Raw genomic sequence first — 17155 nt, forward strand, 5'->3', positions numbered from 1 at the left:
GCTCACTTTTTTTGTTAAGGAGCAATTAAGAATTTCCCACTCAATATAATAAGCTTTTAAAAATCTCTTGCTATAGCGCTGGTTCAACGATCATATCTGCCTGTTCACCGAATGTCGGTATTAATGGAGTCCTTTCTTCGGTAAATTTACTTTAGTAACAAACAGGAATATCAATCGTTAAAAACAATATTATGAAAACGACATCATTAAGCTTCAAGTACGAATTAGAAAAAAAAGAACCACGCACAAATGATGGTGGTACCACCAGAGGTGCTTCTGTAACTGACTTCCCGGCTTCGATCGGAATTGCGGGTGTATCGATGCGATTACAGCCGGGCAGTATGCGAGAGCTCCACTGGCATGCAAATGCTGCTGAATGGGCCTACGTCATTTCAGGAACCGTTCGTACGACCATTATTCATCCGGACGGTCATAGCTATACCGACAATTTTGAACCGGGTGATGTATGGTATTTTCCTAAAGGCTATGGACATTCGATCCAGGCAACAGGAACTGAAGAGTGTCACTTCATCCTGATATTTGACAACGGTAATTTTTCTGAAGACCACACGTTTAGCGTAACTGACTTCGTTGCCAGTATGCCTCCAGAAATTGTCGCACAGAATTTAGGGTTGACATTGGAAGAAGTTGCTGCGCTGCCGAAAAAAGAAGCCTATTTCGCCGCAGGTATTGTCCCGGATGAATTGTCGTCTAATGCTGCTGCAAGACCAGAAGAATCTGACATAGAACTTACCAATTTACATCGTTATCCGCTTCACGCCCAGCAGCCTAGAATCATTCCCGGGGGTGGTCTTCAGCGATTGGTTACAAGTAAGGAATTTCCGATCAGTACGACCATGGCCGGTTCTATTCTTGAATTGCAGCCTGGGGCACTTCGGGAAATGCACTGGCATCCGAATGCCGACGAGTGGCAGTATTATATTTCGGGCCATGCGGAGATGTCTGTTTTTCTTGCCGAGGGTACTGTAGTCACCGAACAGTTCAATGCAGGTGACGTAGGCTATGTACCCATGGGAGCTGGACACTACATTAAAAATACAGGTGATACGGTATGCCGTGTTCTTATCGGATTTAACAACGGGAAATATGAGTCTATTGATCTGAGCGAATGGCTTTCAGGCAACCCTAAAGATGTCGTGGTGACAAACTTTGGCTTAGCAGATGGTGAAATTGAAAAATTTCCATCTAAGAAGATTTTTATTCAACCTGAAAAATAAAACTTATGCTGCCTGAAAAGAAAGTTTTTCTACGAGCGTTCTTTCTACTTGCATCTGCATCCATATTGCCTATATCAATTATTAAACAATAAAATTATGTTAGAACAAAATACTGTTGCACCAAATTTTACATTATTTGCAACACCAGACCAGAAAGTTACATTATCCGAATTTAAGGGCCGTAACGTGATTTTAGCATTCTATCCTGCCGATTGGAGTCCAGTCTGCAGTGATCAGATGGCACTGTACAATGAAATGCTCAAGTACTTTAAAAAGTATGACGCAGAACTGTTCGGAATTTCTGTGGACAGCAAATGGTGCCATCTGGCTTTTTCGCAGACGCGTAACCTACACTTTCCGCTACTTGCAGACTTTGAGCCAAAGGGTGAGGTAGCAAAGAAATACGATGTCTATAATGGGCATGAAGGTCAGTGCAACCGCGCACTTTTTGTAATCGATAAAGAAGGTATCATCCAATGGAGCTACAAATCACCGACGGCGGTAAATCCCGGTGCAGATGGAATATTGGAAGCTCTTGAAAATCTTAAAATAAAATAGTTATGTCATTAAAAATACCTGTCAGTATAACTGACCACGCCCAAGGCAATCTAGATGCCGATTTAGTTATCGTAGAGTATGGTGACTATCAATGTCCTTACTGTGGAGCCGCTTATCCGGTGGTAAAGAAGCTCTTGAAAAAATTTAGCGGAGAGGTGAAATTTGTATTTAGAAACTTCCCGCTTTCAAAAATGCATGAATATGCGCTTCCGGCCGCGATCGCTGCAGAAGCTGCTTCTTTGCAGAATAAGTTTTGGGAGATGCACGATGCCATTTACGAAAATCAGCGGAAGCTTGACGACCAGTATCTTTTTAAAATAGCAGAAAAAATAGGATTAGATATGGAAAAGTTTAAGTCCGATATACAAAAAGAGGAGCTGGTGAATAAAATTGATGCCGATTTTCAGGGCGGAGTTATCAGCGGAGTCAATGGGACACCATCGTTTTATGTGAATGGCAAGAAGTTCAACGCTGGAGCTGCAGACCTTTTCAACCTTTTCATTAGATAACTTCCTAAGCATTTCATATGTACTACCATCAGCAGCTTTTTAGCTGATGGTAGTACATAGAATACAATGCTAAACCTTATCCTCCACAATCATTTTTCGATGTTCTCTACCCCAGTTAATCATTTCCAAAATAATATTCCCGAAAGTTCTGCAATATGCAGTGGGTTCATATTCAATTAAAACAGGCGTATCGGGATAAACAGTTCGTTTAACCAACTTATTTAATTCCATATCTTTCAGTTCTTTTGAAAGCATTCGTGTGGTAATCCCGGGGATACTTCTTTCAATTTCGCGAAAACGTCGGTTGCCGTTGCAAAGCGAATTAATGACAGGGATTCTCCACTTGCCACCAATGAAATAAAGGGTGTCCTGCAACGCTCTAAGTTCTTCTGTCTGATCTCTTTCCATGGTCACAAAGTTAAGTGATATAATTCATGATACTGATATCCTAAGTTATACTGATAACAAAAGTATACCATTTCTCTGATAACCAGCTCAGCAAAGGTCGGTGATTTCTCTTTTTTGACGGCTTAACTTACTGCAGTATTTAGTGCCCAGTCCTCAAAATGAGCCTTGCCGGCACAATATATTCGAGCAGGTACGAGCAATGATTTAGGAACAACTAGATGCATATATTTGCTATCGTCGTCAGAAACTACCCTTATGTGCTTCCCAGTGATCGCGATATATTTCGCAACAAAATCGTCCATATTGGCCTTTATAGGCCCTGCAATCTCGACCGTCCCATTTTTAGGCTCCTCGAGTGCAAACCGCACAATATAGTCCGTGACATCTTCCAGGGCAATGGGTTGGTAATCGATCTTGGAAACAAATACCTCGTTACCCTGACCCTGAACCGCAATGATGGCATCAGTATGCTCCTAAAACCGTGGTGATCTGATGGACCTGATGCGGAGAGCAGACAAAAAGCGTTCGCGCAGGCATGATCAGCTGTTCAAAATCAACCACGTACCGTATTCAGCAGATCGTGCGGATACCCGAGGCTAATGGAGCTTAAAGCATCCAGTTTTGTCAGCTCATCAGCTGTCAAATTAATTTCAGTAGCTGTAATACTTTGCTCAAATTGATTGATATTGCGTGCTCCCAGTAACGGGAATGCCTCTTTTGATAAATTCCATGCAAACGCGATCTGACCGGGGGTTGCTTCATATTTTTCCGCGATTGATACCAGTTCATCAATGATCAGTTTGGTTTTCTCGTCCTCCGAATATTCAGCACCAGAAGAATGACTGATGCGTCCCGTTTCTCCCTTTCTATACTTAGCGGTCAGCAGTCCGCCAGCGAGTGGTGAGTACATCATGACTCCTAAACCAAATTCCTTAGCCATCGGGATCAGTTCACGGTCTGCGGTACGTTGCAATAAATTATATTCAATCTGTAAAGCACTGAGTTTTGTTGCTGATGCAATGGCCGATGCTTTCCATGCTGGGAAATTAGTGAGTCCCGCATACACTATTTTCCCTTCGCTGACCAAATCTTGAAGTCCCAAAGCTATTTCTTCCCATGAAGTTACACCATCATCATAATGCGGCATATAAATATCGATGTAGTCCGTTTTCAATCTTTTCAGACTTTGTTCAACAGCCTGTCGCATAGATTTACGGTTATTCCCAAAATTACTGATTGCAGGGTTGGGATCACTACTTCTAGTATATTTTGAGCAGACGATAAAATTATTTCGCTGTCCCTTTAAATAGTTGCCTACGATTTCTTCTGCCTCTCCAAATTGATAGACATCCGATATATCGATAAAATTACCGCCTGCATCTGTATAAGCTGTTAAAATTTTTTTTGACTCTTCGGGATCGGCTCCGTAGCCTTTTCTTGTACCAAAGTTGGCGGCTCCTAAAATTATTTCACTGGCATGCAGTCCTGTTTTTGATCCAAATATCTTGTATTTCATATTTTTATATTTACTTTGCCGCTAAGTTAAGGGCATCAAGTAACCGTGTCAATTACGGATAAATTTATCTATACCCACTTTATGCCTTCGTAAAATATATCAGCTATGTACGAAAAAAAGCTTCCGGTTAATTTAGATTGCGGTTTACATCTGTTTTTGCAGGTGGTTCAGGGCAAATGGAAAATAAACCTGCTCTGGGCCATTCATTCAGGTATCAAGCGTCCGGGTGATTTGCAGCGGAAAATCCCCAATGCAACCCGTCGTGTACTTGATGTGCAGCTTGGTCAATTGATTGAACATGGATTAATCAATAAAGTCGTCTTTGATCAGCTTCCGCTGAAAGTAGAATATAAACTTACTGAGCTGGGGGAAAGCCTTATACCAGTAATTGCGGTAACGGCGCAGTGGGGTGAGGATCATAGAAATGAATTGGAAAAGATTTTGTGAGAAATCCCGCTCGATAGGGATGCGCGTGCGTCTATATCCGAACCCATAAGTTATATTTCCATTCCTTACTATAAGGTTAGGCGTTTCTGTATGAAATCCGTATATATAGGGGAGTCGCTTCCGCTTTAGTTTCTCCATCTAGCCATTCGTCGAGTCCGTAAACACTAAGCGCTGTGAAATCTGGATCCTCATCTTTCTTTTCGTCTTCTTGAACTTGAAGTACATTGTCCTGCATGAGGTAATTGCTGATCGCAGTTCCAAGTTTTTGACCAAGCTCAGCGGGAAGTTTGTCAAGTTGCTCCGTCTGATTTGAACTTAGGTTAAAGTTGTGCTCCATCCAGTTCACAAAATTATCTCTCAGAAGCTGTAGCGCTAGTGCGCGATCTACCCTAGGTAGTGCGAGAAGTGTGGCAACTTTAGCTGCCAAACCGACATCGTCTAAGTTTTCTTTCATAAAAATTCTCTTTTGGCAAATATTTATTTTAGAGATTACTTAAGCGAATGCCGAAGAATAACCTCCGGTATTTTGGAGGATAATCCTCTTTTTCAAGATTGAATTTTGCTTAATACTTGATTAATTTTAATAAATTAGATGTTCAAACAATATAAACCTGAGCCTAATAACAGTACTTCGTGGAATGATATGAAAATGTTAAAATTATTCGTAGAGAGTTTTTTCGTTTCCTTGATTTTTAATCTTATTGGAAATAATGGATTTAAGTTAAATCGATTTTGGACGCCAGCCTATTGGACCTGGACGTTGGCATTTACTTTGGCAATAGTCGTTGCTGCGCTGCTCATTCGTGTTCGGTTGAAAGTTTTGTGGATCCATTGGCAGAAAAAATATCCGCAATTGCAATTATTTAGAAGCGGACGCGTGCAGACCAATAGTTTACCAAAATCAGAACTGGTATGGGCCATTCTGTCCACCTCCTTTTCACTTTTAATGCTATACCTCTGCTTTATCTTTCTAATCGCTTTTGTACGTAGCGGTAGTACGTATATGCTTTTTATAAATTATTTGTTCCATTATACACCTTTTGTTGCTACAGGATGCTTGGTCTATGTAAGCTATGTTTTTATTGGAGGCCAATTATGGTGGCTTACGCCAACAAATGCATTGGCGCTTTTCAGCGATCTGTTACCAGAAAAAATAGTTCCTGTAGAAAAAGTGGTCAACAGACTGCCTCCAAGCGCATTGGATAAAAGTATCCCAATCGGATCACTCTATGATGTGCTTTACCTCCAAGCTCGATTCGATCTAAGTTCATTGCGAAAAGATGCTGTTCGTATGTTTGATGTTCCTTTCTATTTTTCTAAAAAAGGGAAAAAACAAGTTGTACTGATTGATGGTACGCGGCTAGAAGCCGATCATTTCTTGAAGGAGCTAGAAACTAGAGGACTTGACAAATGGTTTTTCCGTATAAGTAGCACCTGTAGAGTGAATATGATGCATATCCGTTTCCCAATTTCGCCTAATGCGACTCAACTTGAGTTTCGTAAGGAGGTGTTTCAAAGTCTGAGGTTGAAGATGACGGCGATGGAAATTGGAAACCTGCTGCAGGTAACCGAATGGATGCGAAAAGAAAAAAAGCTAAAAGATTTTTTGGATAACGTACATAATCTGCGGCATAAGGGCTGGGACCAACTTATACCACTGAACTGATAAATTCCGCTATTATAAAGATGACGTTCCTTGAATTATTCTTGCAGATAGACGTAAGTAAATTTAAATAAATCTAACCATTTTTTTGAGCGTATGACGCGTTATCTACCGGGCTTGAAAAGAAGTTGTTATGTCGAAATACATTCACTTTAGTAACGTTGAATTACTACCAATTATATAAAAAATAGTTGATATTATATAATATATAATGGATTATAAATCAGAACTTTGTTTATACTATTCGATCACTTCGAAGGTTTAGCCATCCTAACACAAATTCGGAGATAGGGGTGGGTGGATGTCGAAATTTTAAACAAAAAATTAGATATCATGAAAGCGGTTAAGTATTTTGTAGTTATTTTTTTCTCTATTTTCTGCACTGCGATCTGCGCACAGGATGTCATCATAGGTGCAGAAATTACAGCAGCGCTAGAGAACAATACATATCTTTCCAAGCTGAATTATCCAAAATCGGTTTTCAGGTTCTATACGGATAATTATTCAGGATATCATTGGACAGATAGTCGGCAAAGGCAAGAACAATCGAAAATAGCGCTCTTACTGCTGACGAAGGCTGATCATTATGGACTGTCACTGTCCGATTACCATCTAGAAGTACTTTCTTTGGAAAAAGAAGAACAATGGGCAGATTTTCCCTCCGAAAAAAATCAGAAGGAAAGAACACGCTTTGATATACTGCTCACCGATGGCCTAATTACCTTTATTAATGACCTTCACTTTGGAAAATATAATCCATTATACCAAAAAACTCAGATTGATACCAGCAGGATCAATGGATTTTGTGCAGATGAAATATTATCGATAGCGCGAATGCAGACAGATTTCCAGGGAGCAATACTTAAGGCCCAGCCTAGTTTAAAAGCCTATAGGGATCTTCAGACTTATCTAGATCGTGTACACACGGCAAACGATCGTATTGTTTCTCAAAACGAACTGGGGAAGATCATCATAAATATGGAACGCCTGAGATGGATCAATACGCAAAGCGCCTACTATATTATGGTCAATATCCCTTCATATACATTGGAGCTACATCAGGGCGACGAGATGTTCGGCTTTAAGGTTGTGGTAGGAAAGTCAACAACAAAAACACCTGTTTTGGAAAGTGAAATCAGTTATTTTTCAACGGCACCAGACTGGCGAGTTCCGCAAAGTATTTTCCGTAAGGAAATGCTACCCGAAATGATGAAAGATAGGAGCTACCTAGCTGATCATAATTATTCGATCTATGACGGATCGGGCAATAAAGTCACCGTGAATGCATCAAAATTAAGGCAGATCAATGATCATCCTTATAACTATAGTATAACGCAATCCTCGGGTCAGGAAAATGCGTTGGGTGCTGTTGTCTTTAGATTTGAAAATCCCTATGCCGTATACCTTCATGATACCGCTCAGAAACAATTTTTTGATCGCGAGAAAAGGGCGCTCAGCCATGGCTGTGTACGTGTGGAAAATGCGGATCGTCTTGCCGCCATGCTATTGGCTTACGATGGTTCAGAATATAAAGTTTCAGAGCTGGAAAACGCGATACTATCTTACGAAAAGAGAGATTTTGTGCTGAGTGAGCCCGTGCCTATTATAATTACATACCTGACCTGCCTTATAGAAAACGGAAAGCTTATTTTGTACACAGATATTTACCAATTTGACAAATCGCTGGAAGGCAAATTTAATCAAAATAGATAACGGAATGAGGACAGCATAACATCGCAGCTTATATGAGCAATGTCTAAAATAAAAAAATTACTGCTTAGTCAAAAATAATAATGATCGTCGTAAAAGATTGCAGTGATCATGATCTGAAAATTTTTATAGATCTAACTTTAATGTATAAAACCATAAAACAAACTCATTATGAAAACCACAGAAACCCCCGATCAACCAGTTCAATCTTCACTTGTATCGCAGATAGAAGATTTTTGGAGTGAAAACGAACTCACAGATGCACTGGGAAAAATGGAACCAACGATAAATATCATTGAAAAAAGTGGTGTTTATAAACTAAGAGTTTCAGCCCCCGGATTTAAAAAAAGAGATTTTAGGGTGGCAGTCGAGGATCGGTCACTGATTATTAGTGCGGAGCACAATGTTGAGAAAAAAGAAGAAAACGAAAATTATGTAAGGAAAGAATTCTTCGCGAATTCATTCTCCCGTAGCTTCCGCTTACCAGATAATGCTACCCTGGATCGCATAAAAGCCACTTATAAAGACGGATTGCTAAACATTACAATTAATAAAGCTAATGCGGAGGAACCAGAGATAAAAGACATCAAAATCCGATGAATTAAACTGATTGATATAGAAACACATGAGTATTTATTCTTTTAAGGTACCTATTTTCTAATTTTTTGAATATCTTAAAATATTGGAGAAGGGTACCAAAAGTTAGTCGATGTTTGTCTCATAAATATTTTGAAACAAATTGCCAGGCAAACATGTTTGTTTTATAGCTACTTTGTTTTTGTGATAAATAATTTAGCCTATTTATTATTTGTCCTATTGGACCAACAGACATGAAGATTATAATTCAAAATATGGTGAGCCGTCGTTGTAAAATGATGGTAAAATCCGAACTTGACAAATTGGGGATAGGCTATACATCAATTGAATTGGGCGAAGTCAGATTAGCACAGCCTATTTCTGAGAATATCAAACTAAAGCTCCAGGAAGCATTGCATCAATCGGGGCTGGAATTGCTCTACGACAAGAGAGCCGAATTGATCGAACGGATAATCAGTATTATTGTCGAAATGATCCATTATTCCAAAGAAGTCCCGGAAGTTAATTTTTCGACTTTATTGAGTGACAGGCTAAAAAAAAACTATCATTATCTGGCCGAGATATTCTCCAAAACAAAGGGGATCACGATCGAACATTTTATCATACTGCATAAAGTAGAAAAAATTAAGGAATTGATCCTTTATGGCGAATTGAACCTCACAGAAATATCATACCAGCTTCATTATTCGAGTGTGTCACATCTCTCCAGGCAGTTTAAGCAGGTCACGGGGCTGACACCTACATTTTTCAAAAAGCTTCCACTAAGAAAGCGAACAAATCTAGAAGATCTTTAATACTCCTCAGCCTACCTACCAATTATACAACAATCCATGCGAATTGTATAACCTATATTGTTTTATTAATCAGAACTTTATTAGGAAGCAATAATCTAGTTGTTTCGTAAATTTTAAGCTGATGAAAACAGATGCAGAATTGCAGAGAGATGTCGAGCGGGCAATCCAATGGGAACCCCAATTGCATTTGGCGGAAATCGCTGTTACGGTTGATGAGGGAATTGTTTCTCTCGCTGGTTATGTGGACAGTTATGCAAAAAAACTGGAAGCTGAAAATGCCGCAAAAAGAGTTCATGGCGTGCGGGCATTGATTGAAAATATTGAAGTTCAATTTCCAACTAACTGGGCAAAAACGGATGCTGAAATCGCAAATGAGGTGTTGGCTGCTTTGCGGACTGCCTGGCTAGTTCCGAAAGACAAAATCGGGATTAAAATTGAAAATGGATGGGTCACATTGGATGGTGAACTGCAATGGAATTATCAACGGGAAGCGGCTAAACATGCTGTAATTTACCTTATGGGTATCAAAGGAGTAACCAATAATATAAAGGTTAAATCCGATACGAACAGCGCGATTGAGAAAAAAGATATTGAAGATGCTTTAAAAAGAAGCGCTATTGACGGTAGTAATCTCCTTGTGATGGTTTCAGGCAGCACGGTAACCTTAAGTGGAAAAGTAAATTCCTGGTATCAAAAAGAAGAGGCAGAACGGATCGCATGGAACACCCCCGGTATATGGGAAGTGAATAATGAGCTTTCTATTGATTATGAATATGCCTTTAGTTAATAAGAGATTGTTTACAAGAACAATCCAATAGAAAAGAGCCACCATATATACATAATACTAAATGCAACTATATTTAAGAGCATCCGTAAGCGAGATGCTTTTAAGTATATTGTTCAACAACTGTTAACTTGATCTTTCATGCTATCCATTAGTGTTTTTGAACTACTTTACTAAAAGTGCGGCACTTATCCTATCTCTTGTCTACGATATTCTTTTATGATCGGTAAAGGAAACACCTCTAATGGTATCATGCCGTTTTTTATTTGAGCTGTGTACGCTATTAAATCCTTTGCAAAAATTATTCTATTTAAGAAAATGAAAACTTTAACACTATTTCTGATTGCCATAATGACCTTATTGGGGTGCAATCAGTCCGCCGACAGGCGAGCCACGACGGTAAAACAAGAAACCAAAGATATCGAGACTGGCTCCGATACGGTTAAAACAAAAAGAATAGCAGTCTGGCACCGATTTAAACTGGAGTCTGACAGTGCTATTGCGAAAATGGACAATGACCTTTTGAATCTACAGGCTAAGTTGGCCAAGGCAAATTCGAAAGATAGGGCTAAGCTCGATGACGATTATAACAAATTAAAAATTGAAATCGCAAGATTGAAGGAGAAAATTCGCCAAAAGAATGTAGCATTCGACAACGATATGCAACATGCTAAAGATATGACATTACAAGAAAATGAACAGTTTAAAAAAGATGTGAAAAATGATATTGATAAACTCGGAAAATCTGTCGATCAGCTTTTTAAAGATGACAAAAAATAACTCCGGGCAGAAAGAGCTAAAGAAAAAATAGCTGTAATCGTCGCGCACCCGACGATGAGAACTTATACCACTGAACTGATAAATCCCGTTATGATAAAGACCAAACCGGTACAATACAAAAGTTGCATCATTTCTCTGACCGACTATGTACTTTTTGTGGGACCTGAGCTTTTTTGCAAAGTATAATTGAGCTTTTTTACCAAGTTGAATAAAAAGGGTACCGCTAAATTTGTGCTATAAATAATAACAAAATGAAAACAGTCAATACGATTTATAGCAACGGGGAATTTGTAAGCCCGCACGGAACGGAAATTTATGAGCTCATCAATCCGTCTACGAATCAAAAGATCGGTGAAGTCACTTTAGCCGATGTAATCGATACAAGGAATGCCATTGCAGCGGCTAAAGCTGCCTTCCAGACATTTTCAAAATCTACCGTTTCGGAACGCATCGGTTATTTAACAAAACTGAAAACGGCGATTGAGAAGAGAAAGCAGGATTTTATAGATGCGATGATTGAAGAGTACGGCGGAACGCATCAATTTGTCACCATGAGCAACGCACATACCGGAGCCTGGTTTGACAGTATGATCGAAGTGCTTAACAATTTTGAATTTGAACGGACAATTAACGCCGCATCGGTGCGATTGCAGCCTGTCGGTGTTGTCGCTATCATTACGCCCTGGAATGCCAGCAACAGTTCGGTGGCCAGTAAAGTCGCTACCGCAATCGCAGCAGGATGTACCGTAGTCGTCAAACCCAGTGAAATGAGTGCTTTGCAGACGAATGTGCTGATGGAAGCCTTTCACGAAGCCGGTTTACCAAAAGGTGTTATCAATGTGGTAACAGGTCTCGGAAATGTAGTGGGCACGGAACTGACCGAGAATCCCGGAATTGCCAAAATTTCATTTACGGGTTCTACAGCCGTAGGGAAATTCATCGCTAAACAAGCGGTAGATACCATGAAACGCATTACGCTCGAATTGGGTGGAAAATCGCCGAATATTATACTGGATGATGCAGACCTCGATAAAGCAATTCCGATGGCCGTATACGGCGCTTATATGAACAGCGGCCAGGCCTGTATAGCGCCGACAAGACTCCTGGTGCCGCAGCATAAGCTCGATCGGGTAAATGCCCTAGCTAAGGCCACTGCAGAAAGTATGGTTGTCGGCCCGCCACAAAATGCCGATACCAACATCGGACCGATGGTGAGCGTGAAGCAGTTTGATAAAGTACAGCAGTATATAAAAACGGGAATTGAGGGAGGGGCAACCTTGTTGACCGGCGGATTGGGAAAACCGGAAGGTCTGGAAGAGGGCAATTTTGTGAAAGCCACCATTTTTACAAATGTCAGCAATGCGATGACCATTGCCCGGGAAGAGATTTTTGGTCCCGTTTTGTGTATTATTCCTTATCAAACCGAAGCGGAAGCCATAGAAATTGCCAATGATACGCCTTACGGGCTAGCTGCCTACATCTCATCGGCGGATAGCGAAAGGGCAAAACGTGTGGCCGAAGAGATCGATGCTGGGCGGATCTGTATCAATGGATTCAGTCACGACCCGATGGTTCCGTTTGGCGGATTCAAGCAGTCGGGCATTGGACGGGAATATGGTGTATATGGTTTGCAACCTTACCTTGAAATCAAAGCCGTACTAAGCTAATTTTTTATACATTTGACAAAGCGTTGTCGTACGAACGGCGCTTTGTATTGATCGATAATCTTATGATAGAAAATTCGGATATTGTCTATTCCTGTTACCACCAGGTGAGCAGAAAAGGGGAAAATTTTGTGGCTCAGCATACGATTTCATATCAACTGTCGGGAAGTTTTATGTTGTCCGACAATAAAGATAAGCATACTGCGCATCCGGGCGATTTTCATCTCATCCGAAAAAACCAGCTGGTGAAATTTGCAAAAATTCCACCACCAAACGGCGCCTGTGAAAGTCTGAATATCTACCTGAGTGACGAAACGCTAAAGAATTTTGCGCATGAGTATCAGCTGAGATACGAACATTCAACCGTGACGGAGGCACTGGTTAAAATTGATGTCAATGCGGTTCTCGAAAATTTTATCGTGTCGCTGAAGGCTCTTCTCCAAAGTAATTTGAATAATAAATCACTCACCGAGCTCAAAATCAAGGAACTTTTGCTAATCCTCCTTCAGACGAAACCAGCGCTCAAAAATATCCTGTTTGATTTTTCTGAACCGCATAAAATAGACCTTGAGGCCTTTATGAATCAGAACTACAGGTATAACGTCAATTTAGAGCGTTTTGCCCGTCTCACAGGTCGGAGCCTTGCTACTTTCAAACGCGATTTTGAGAAAGTTTTTCAAACCTCGCCGCACCAGTGGATCCTGAAAAAAAGACTGGATGAGGCACATTATCTGCTAAAAGAAGAAAAGCGGTCTGCTTCTGATATCTTTGTTGATCTGGGCTTTGAAGATCTGTCGCATTTTTCCCATGCTTTTAAGAAACAGTTTGGCTACAGTCCGAAAAGCCTACCTAATACCGAAAAGCCTACCTAATACTTAAAGAACTAAGCGGCGTTCTGAACTTCTTTCTTTGATGATATACCCCTTAAATTGGCTCCGTCACTTGGTTTAATTTTGAAATACTCGATTAAGGATAGGAGTGATAAGCCAGCAATTAGCTGCAAGGCCAAGCTGAAATCCCGCATCTGATAAACCGTATCCTGATAATAACTGCTTGCCAGGTGTAGTGTCACTGCGCCTAGGGCGATACCCATACCAAGTGCCATTTGTTGTGCCGTATTGTACAGCGTATTTGCATTGCTCATCTGTTCATTGGGCACGTCTGCATAAGCCAGGGTATTTAGGCTGGTAAATTGGAGCGAGCGTGTAAGGCCCGAGAAAAAGAATACAATTGCCACCAGCCAGATCGGCGTTTGTATGGAAAGCAGGGAGAGTCCGGCGGTTACTAGTGTTAAAATAATACCGTTGCCGATCAGGACCTTGCGGAAGTCAAATCTGCGTGTTATCCACATGGCTACAGGTTTCATGCTCATACTACCAAACATGTTGGCCATATAGAGGAGTCCGGCGTGAAAGGGGCTCAGTCCAAAACCCAGCTGTAACATAAGGGGCAATATAAAAGGAGCAACATTGATCACCATACGGGTAATGGAGCCTGAAAATACCGTAACTCGGAAGGTTTTTACGTTCAGAATACTATAATCAATCAACGGATACTTGATCCGTTTGGAGTGCCAGATCGAAACGGCCATCAGCGCAAAGCTCGCCGCAATAGTTGCCAGTGGTTTTGTATAATCGCCTTTGGCTGCGCCGATCATTTCAGTTCCCAGCATAATTCCGGCAAGACCGATACCGCTGATAAAAAAACCGATAATATCAAGGGGACGGTTATTTTCGGAATCCATCGCTGGAATAAATTGATGCACTGCCCACAGCGCAAATATGCCGACGGGTATATTGATAAAGAAAATCCAGTGCCAGCTAAAATAGGTTGTAAAAAATCCACCCAGCACTGGCCCGATAATAGGGCCTAATAACCCAGCCCAGGCAATATAACCGATCGCTTCAACCAGATCTTTCTTTTCGGTGTGCTTGAGTACAATAAGACGTCCCACCGGTACCATGAGGGCTCCGGCAGTACCCTGGCAGATACGTGCAATGACGAAAGATGTTAGGTTGGTACTCAGTCCACATGCGATTGAAGAAAGTATAAATCCGATAATCGCCAAATTGAAAACTTTTTTTGCGCCGTAGCGGTCGGCAATCCAGCCGCTGATTGGAATAAATACAGCTAACATGACGGTGTAAGAGGTAATACCTGCACTGAGGTGTACAACATCACTCTCAAAATCATGTGCCATTTTGGGTAAGGCTGTCGATATCGCTGTGGTGTCGAGCATCTCCATAAGTAAAGTGCCACCTACAATGAGCGATATGATGCGCGATTCTTTCTTCATCTTGCTCTTCTTAAATCCCGAACGGGAAACATTTGCGACAAAAGTAAGCCTATCTAAAAAAAGAAAAGTCATAAAAAGGCAATTAAATGACCGATATGTCCGCGTATGTGTTTGCTAAGAACCGAAGAAAAGAACTTATAATATTAACAATTTTTACATTACTGAGCTGGAAGCCGTACCTTAAATGTGGTTCCGCCCGCTGAATTGCTCTCCACAGTGATATGTCCATTATGCAGTTCTACAATTTCACGGCAGAGATAAAGGCCTATGCCAAATCCCGAAATTGTTCCGACCTTATCTTTTCCTGCCCTGTAAAATCGCTCGAAAATCTGATCCCGGTCTTCTTCGGCAATACCCATTCCTTGGTCGCTGACAAAAATCTCTACGTCCTGATTTGCCGTGGGCAAATAGCCAAATGTAATCTGGGTTCCTATCGGTGAATATTTGGCTGCATTTTCTACCAGGTTTTGGACAACCTGCGAAATCTTATTCGGGTCAGCAGCAATGGATAGACTTTGCGTCAGGTCAGCGACGATCTGATGGGAGTTTATCCTCAATTTAAATTCATCTTCAAGTTCAGTAAATAATTCCTTCAGATCAAACACTTCTCTTTCTATCATCATTCTGCCGGAGTCGAATCGCGAGATGTTCAAGAATCCATTGATTAAGTTCTTCATATTTTGCACTTGCCGAAGGGATTTCATCGTAATGTCTTGATAACTCGTGTTTGCTGTAAGGAATGCCTGACGCTGTATCAATTGAAGATAGGCGTTTATAGAGGTCAGGGGTGTCTTCAGTTCGTGGCTAACGATGCTTATGAAATCATTTTTCCGCTGTTCCTCAGCTTTTTGTTCGGTAATATCCCGTAAAGTACCATTCAGACTTACTGCTTTTCCCTTGGCATCGTAAAATACTTTGCCACGTGCCTGCACGAGTCTAACGTTCGGGGCCTGTGCATGGAAAATACGGTATTCAATAAAGTAATTGCCGTCCGAATCTTCGCTAAGTGCTTCAGTTATGGCAGCCATTACACGTTCCCGATCCTCTTCTATGATGGAAGAGATAGCGGCGGATAAATCCAATTGATCCTTATCGGCTAAACCAAACCACGATTTTAACAGCGCATTTCCAGAGAACAGATTATTTTTGGGCTCATAATAGAACGTCGCAAGCTCTCCGGCATCAATAGCCATGGACAGCATGTGTTGATCTTTTTCACTTTTTCGCCGTTCAAGGACTTGGTCGGTAATATCTTCCAGGATAATCAGAATTCCCGTGACTTTGTTGTCAGTTGAAAAAATAGGTTGATAGATCGAGTTTACAATAGCCTCCCGCAGCCCGTCATTGTGACGCAGCAATATGGAGAGTTCATTGTTTGTTTTCCGTACGCCTTTTTCGAACGCTTCCCGGAGCCACTCGTTCATGGGCTGGCCTTGCAGTTCGGGCCTTGCGATTTCGTGGGGCCGGCCCTGCACATCCGCTAACCGATGGTCCCAGATTTTTAATATTGTCGGATTGGCTATGTCAATAATAAGTTCCGGACCCTTTAGCATCGCTATGCCAACAGGTGCCTGCTCAATAATTGTCCGCACTTGTTCACGGCTTTCTGCCAGAAGTTGTAAGGAACTGTTGAGCTCATCATTTGTAGCGGTCAATTCTTCGAGCGTTGCCGCCATTTCCTCCATCAGCCCTTGTTCCTTTTTTTCTTTTTCCCGAATCTGTTGCTGATGCTGCCTTCTTAAAGTGACGTTACGGGCAGTGTTTAAAATACACCAGGTTTTATTGTTTTGGTCTAATAGGGCTCTATATTCATAATCAAAATAATCAGTCACCGGAACACCGTTTTTAATGAGTCTGGCTGGTGCCTCGGTCACGGAATAGGATTTGCCCGTACGCCAAACCTCTTGCAGAATAGCTAAGAACGGCTGATCTTCCAGTTCCGGAATAGCACTGATCAGCGCTTTGCCAATAACGGATGCGTCTTTGCCCCAAAGGGAAAGCATGCCCTCATTGGCAAACTGGATGGTCATCTCTGTTCCAGTATAGATTGATGTAGGCTCGGGAGAACAACTCAGTGCCTGTAAGATAAGGTCTTCGCCAAAAGAGGCACTACCAAATTTTTTCTTGATGTCCATTAGACCAAAGATAAAGAATACATTCTATAGCGTAACACATTATCTTCCGCTCTGGG

At 41.2% G+C, this 17155-nt stretch carries 18 protein-coding genes; 12 read left to right on the forward strand and 6 right to left on the reverse strand.

The window, feature by feature from the left end; all coding sequences use genetic code 11:
* Positions 1 to 191: 191 nt before the first annotated feature.
* The 3 genes from B4N43_RS04595 (at position 192) to B4N43_RS04605 (ending at position 2305) form a co-directional block, all read left to right on the forward strand.
* Positions 192 to 1238, forward strand: a complete 1047-nt coding sequence (locus B4N43_RS04595) for a cupin domain-containing protein (RefSeq protein WP_286733119.1) — start codon at positions 192 to 194, stop codon at positions 1236 to 1238.
* A gap of 96 nt (positions 1239 to 1334) precedes the next feature.
* Complete coding sequence (locus B4N43_RS04600) at positions 1335 to 1796, forward strand: redoxin domain-containing protein (protein ID WP_286733122.1); 462 nt, start codon at positions 1335 to 1337, stop codon at positions 1794 to 1796.
* 2 nt (positions 1797 to 1798) lie between these two features.
* The gene (locus B4N43_RS04605; RefSeq protein WP_286733124.1) at positions 1799 to 2305 is read left to right on the forward strand and encodes a DsbA family protein; all 507 of its coding nucleotides are present in this window, start codon (positions 1799 to 1801) and stop codon (positions 2303 to 2305) included.
* A 69-nt stretch (positions 2306 to 2374) separates the two neighbouring features.
* On the opposite strand, the gene B4N43_RS04610 is transcribed toward B4N43_RS04605, so the two are convergent.
* From B4N43_RS04610 to B4N43_RS04620, 3 genes are all read right to left on the reverse strand, one after another.
* Positions 2375 to 2713 carry a winged helix-turn-helix transcriptional regulator gene (locus B4N43_RS04610; protein WP_182331738.1) on the reverse strand — a complete coding sequence of 113 codons (339 nt, stop codon included), beginning with the start codon at positions 2711 to 2713 and terminating at the stop codon, positions 2375 to 2377.
* Positions 2714 to 2835: 122 nt separating this feature from the next.
* Positions 2836 to 3081 (reverse strand): hypothetical protein, encoded by a 246-nt coding sequence (locus B4N43_RS04615; protein ID WP_286733127.1) that lies wholly within the window; start codon positions 3079 to 3081, stop codon positions 2836 to 2838.
* A gap of 185 nt (positions 3082 to 3266) precedes the next feature.
* Positions 3267 to 4229 (reverse strand): aldo/keto reductase, encoded by a 963-nt coding sequence (locus B4N43_RS04620; RefSeq protein ID WP_286733129.1) that lies wholly within the window; start codon positions 4227 to 4229, stop codon positions 3267 to 3269.
* Between the two features lie 105 nt (positions 4230 to 4334).
* On the opposite strand from B4N43_RS04620, the gene B4N43_RS04625 reads away from it, so the two are divergent.
* On the forward strand, positions 4335 to 4676 hold the full coding sequence (locus B4N43_RS04625; RefSeq protein ID WP_286733132.1) for a winged helix-turn-helix transcriptional regulator: 342 nt from the start codon (positions 4335 to 4337) through the stop codon (positions 4674 to 4676).
* A gap of 76 nt (positions 4677 to 4752) precedes the next feature.
* Here B4N43_RS04625 and B4N43_RS04630 read toward each other — a convergent pair whose 3' ends face one another.
* Positions 4753 to 5130: a hypothetical protein gene (locus B4N43_RS04630; protein WP_286733134.1), complete on the reverse strand. Its 378-nt coding sequence runs from the start codon at positions 5128 to 5130 to the stop codon at positions 4753 to 4755.
* 138 nt (positions 5131 to 5268) lie between these two features.
* On the opposite strand from B4N43_RS04630, the gene B4N43_RS04635 reads away from it, so the two are divergent.
* The 8 genes from B4N43_RS04635 to B4N43_RS04670 all read left to right on the forward strand — a co-directional run bounded on the left by B4N43_RS04635 (position 5269) and on the right by B4N43_RS04670 (position 13540).
* Positions 5269 to 6342, forward strand: a complete 1074-nt coding sequence (locus B4N43_RS04635) for a hypothetical protein (RefSeq protein WP_286733136.1) — start codon at positions 5269 to 5271, stop codon at positions 6340 to 6342.
* 330 nt (positions 6343 to 6672) lie between these two features.
* Positions 6673 to 8052, forward strand: a complete 1380-nt coding sequence (locus B4N43_RS04640) for a L,D-transpeptidase family protein (protein ID WP_286733138.1) — start codon at positions 6673 to 6675, stop codon at positions 8050 to 8052.
* Between the two features lie 168 nt (positions 8053 to 8220).
* Positions 8221 to 8649, forward strand: a complete 429-nt coding sequence (locus B4N43_RS04645) for an Hsp20/alpha crystallin family protein (protein ID WP_286733140.1) — start codon at positions 8221 to 8223, stop codon at positions 8647 to 8649.
* A 230-nt stretch (positions 8650 to 8879) separates the two neighbouring features.
* Positions 8880 to 9440, forward strand: a complete 561-nt coding sequence (locus B4N43_RS04650) for a helix-turn-helix domain-containing protein (protein ID WP_286733142.1) — start codon at positions 8880 to 8882, stop codon at positions 9438 to 9440.
* Between the two features lie 121 nt (positions 9441 to 9561).
* Positions 9562 to 10227 (forward strand): BON domain-containing protein, encoded by a 666-nt coding sequence (locus B4N43_RS04655; RefSeq protein WP_153848226.1) that lies wholly within the window; start codon positions 9562 to 9564, stop codon positions 10225 to 10227.
* A 315-nt stretch (positions 10228 to 10542) separates the two neighbouring features.
* Positions 10543 to 11004: a hypothetical protein gene (locus B4N43_RS04660; protein ID WP_286733143.1), complete on the forward strand. Its 462-nt coding sequence runs from the start codon at positions 10543 to 10545 to the stop codon at positions 11002 to 11004.
* 251 nt (positions 11005 to 11255) lie between these two features.
* On the forward strand, positions 11256 to 12671 hold the full coding sequence (locus tag B4N43_RS04665) for an aldehyde dehydrogenase family protein (RefSeq protein ID WP_286733146.1): 1416 nt from the start codon (positions 11256 to 11258) through the stop codon (positions 12669 to 12671).
* Positions 12672 to 12733: 62 nt separating this feature from the next.
* Positions 12734 to 13540 carry a helix-turn-helix domain-containing protein gene (locus B4N43_RS04670; RefSeq protein WP_286733148.1) on the forward strand — a complete coding sequence of 269 codons (807 nt, stop codon included), beginning with the start codon at positions 12734 to 12736 and terminating at the stop codon, positions 13538 to 13540.
* An 11-nt stretch (positions 13541 to 13551) separates the two neighbouring features.
* Here the strand turns inward: B4N43_RS04670 and B4N43_RS04675 are convergent, their stop codons facing one another.
* Both B4N43_RS04675 and B4N43_RS04680 read right to left on the reverse strand, forming a co-directional pair.
* A complete protein-coding gene (locus tag B4N43_RS04675; RefSeq protein ID WP_286733150.1) occupies positions 13552 to 15036 on the reverse strand; it encodes a DHA2 family efflux MFS transporter permease subunit in 1485 nt (494 codons plus the stop codon).
* Between the two features lie 86 nt (positions 15037 to 15122).
* The gene (locus B4N43_RS04680) at positions 15123 to 17099 is read right to left on the reverse strand and encodes an ATP-binding protein (protein WP_286733152.1); all 1977 of its coding nucleotides are present in this window, start codon (positions 17097 to 17099) and stop codon (positions 15123 to 15125) included.
* Positions 17100 to 17155: the final 56 nt, after the last annotated feature.

This window comes from Sphingobacterium sp. UBA1897 (assembly GCF_002337775.1).
GTDB lineage: Bacteria > Bacteroidota > Bacteroidia > Sphingobacteriales > Sphingobacteriaceae > Sphingobacterium > Sphingobacterium siyangense.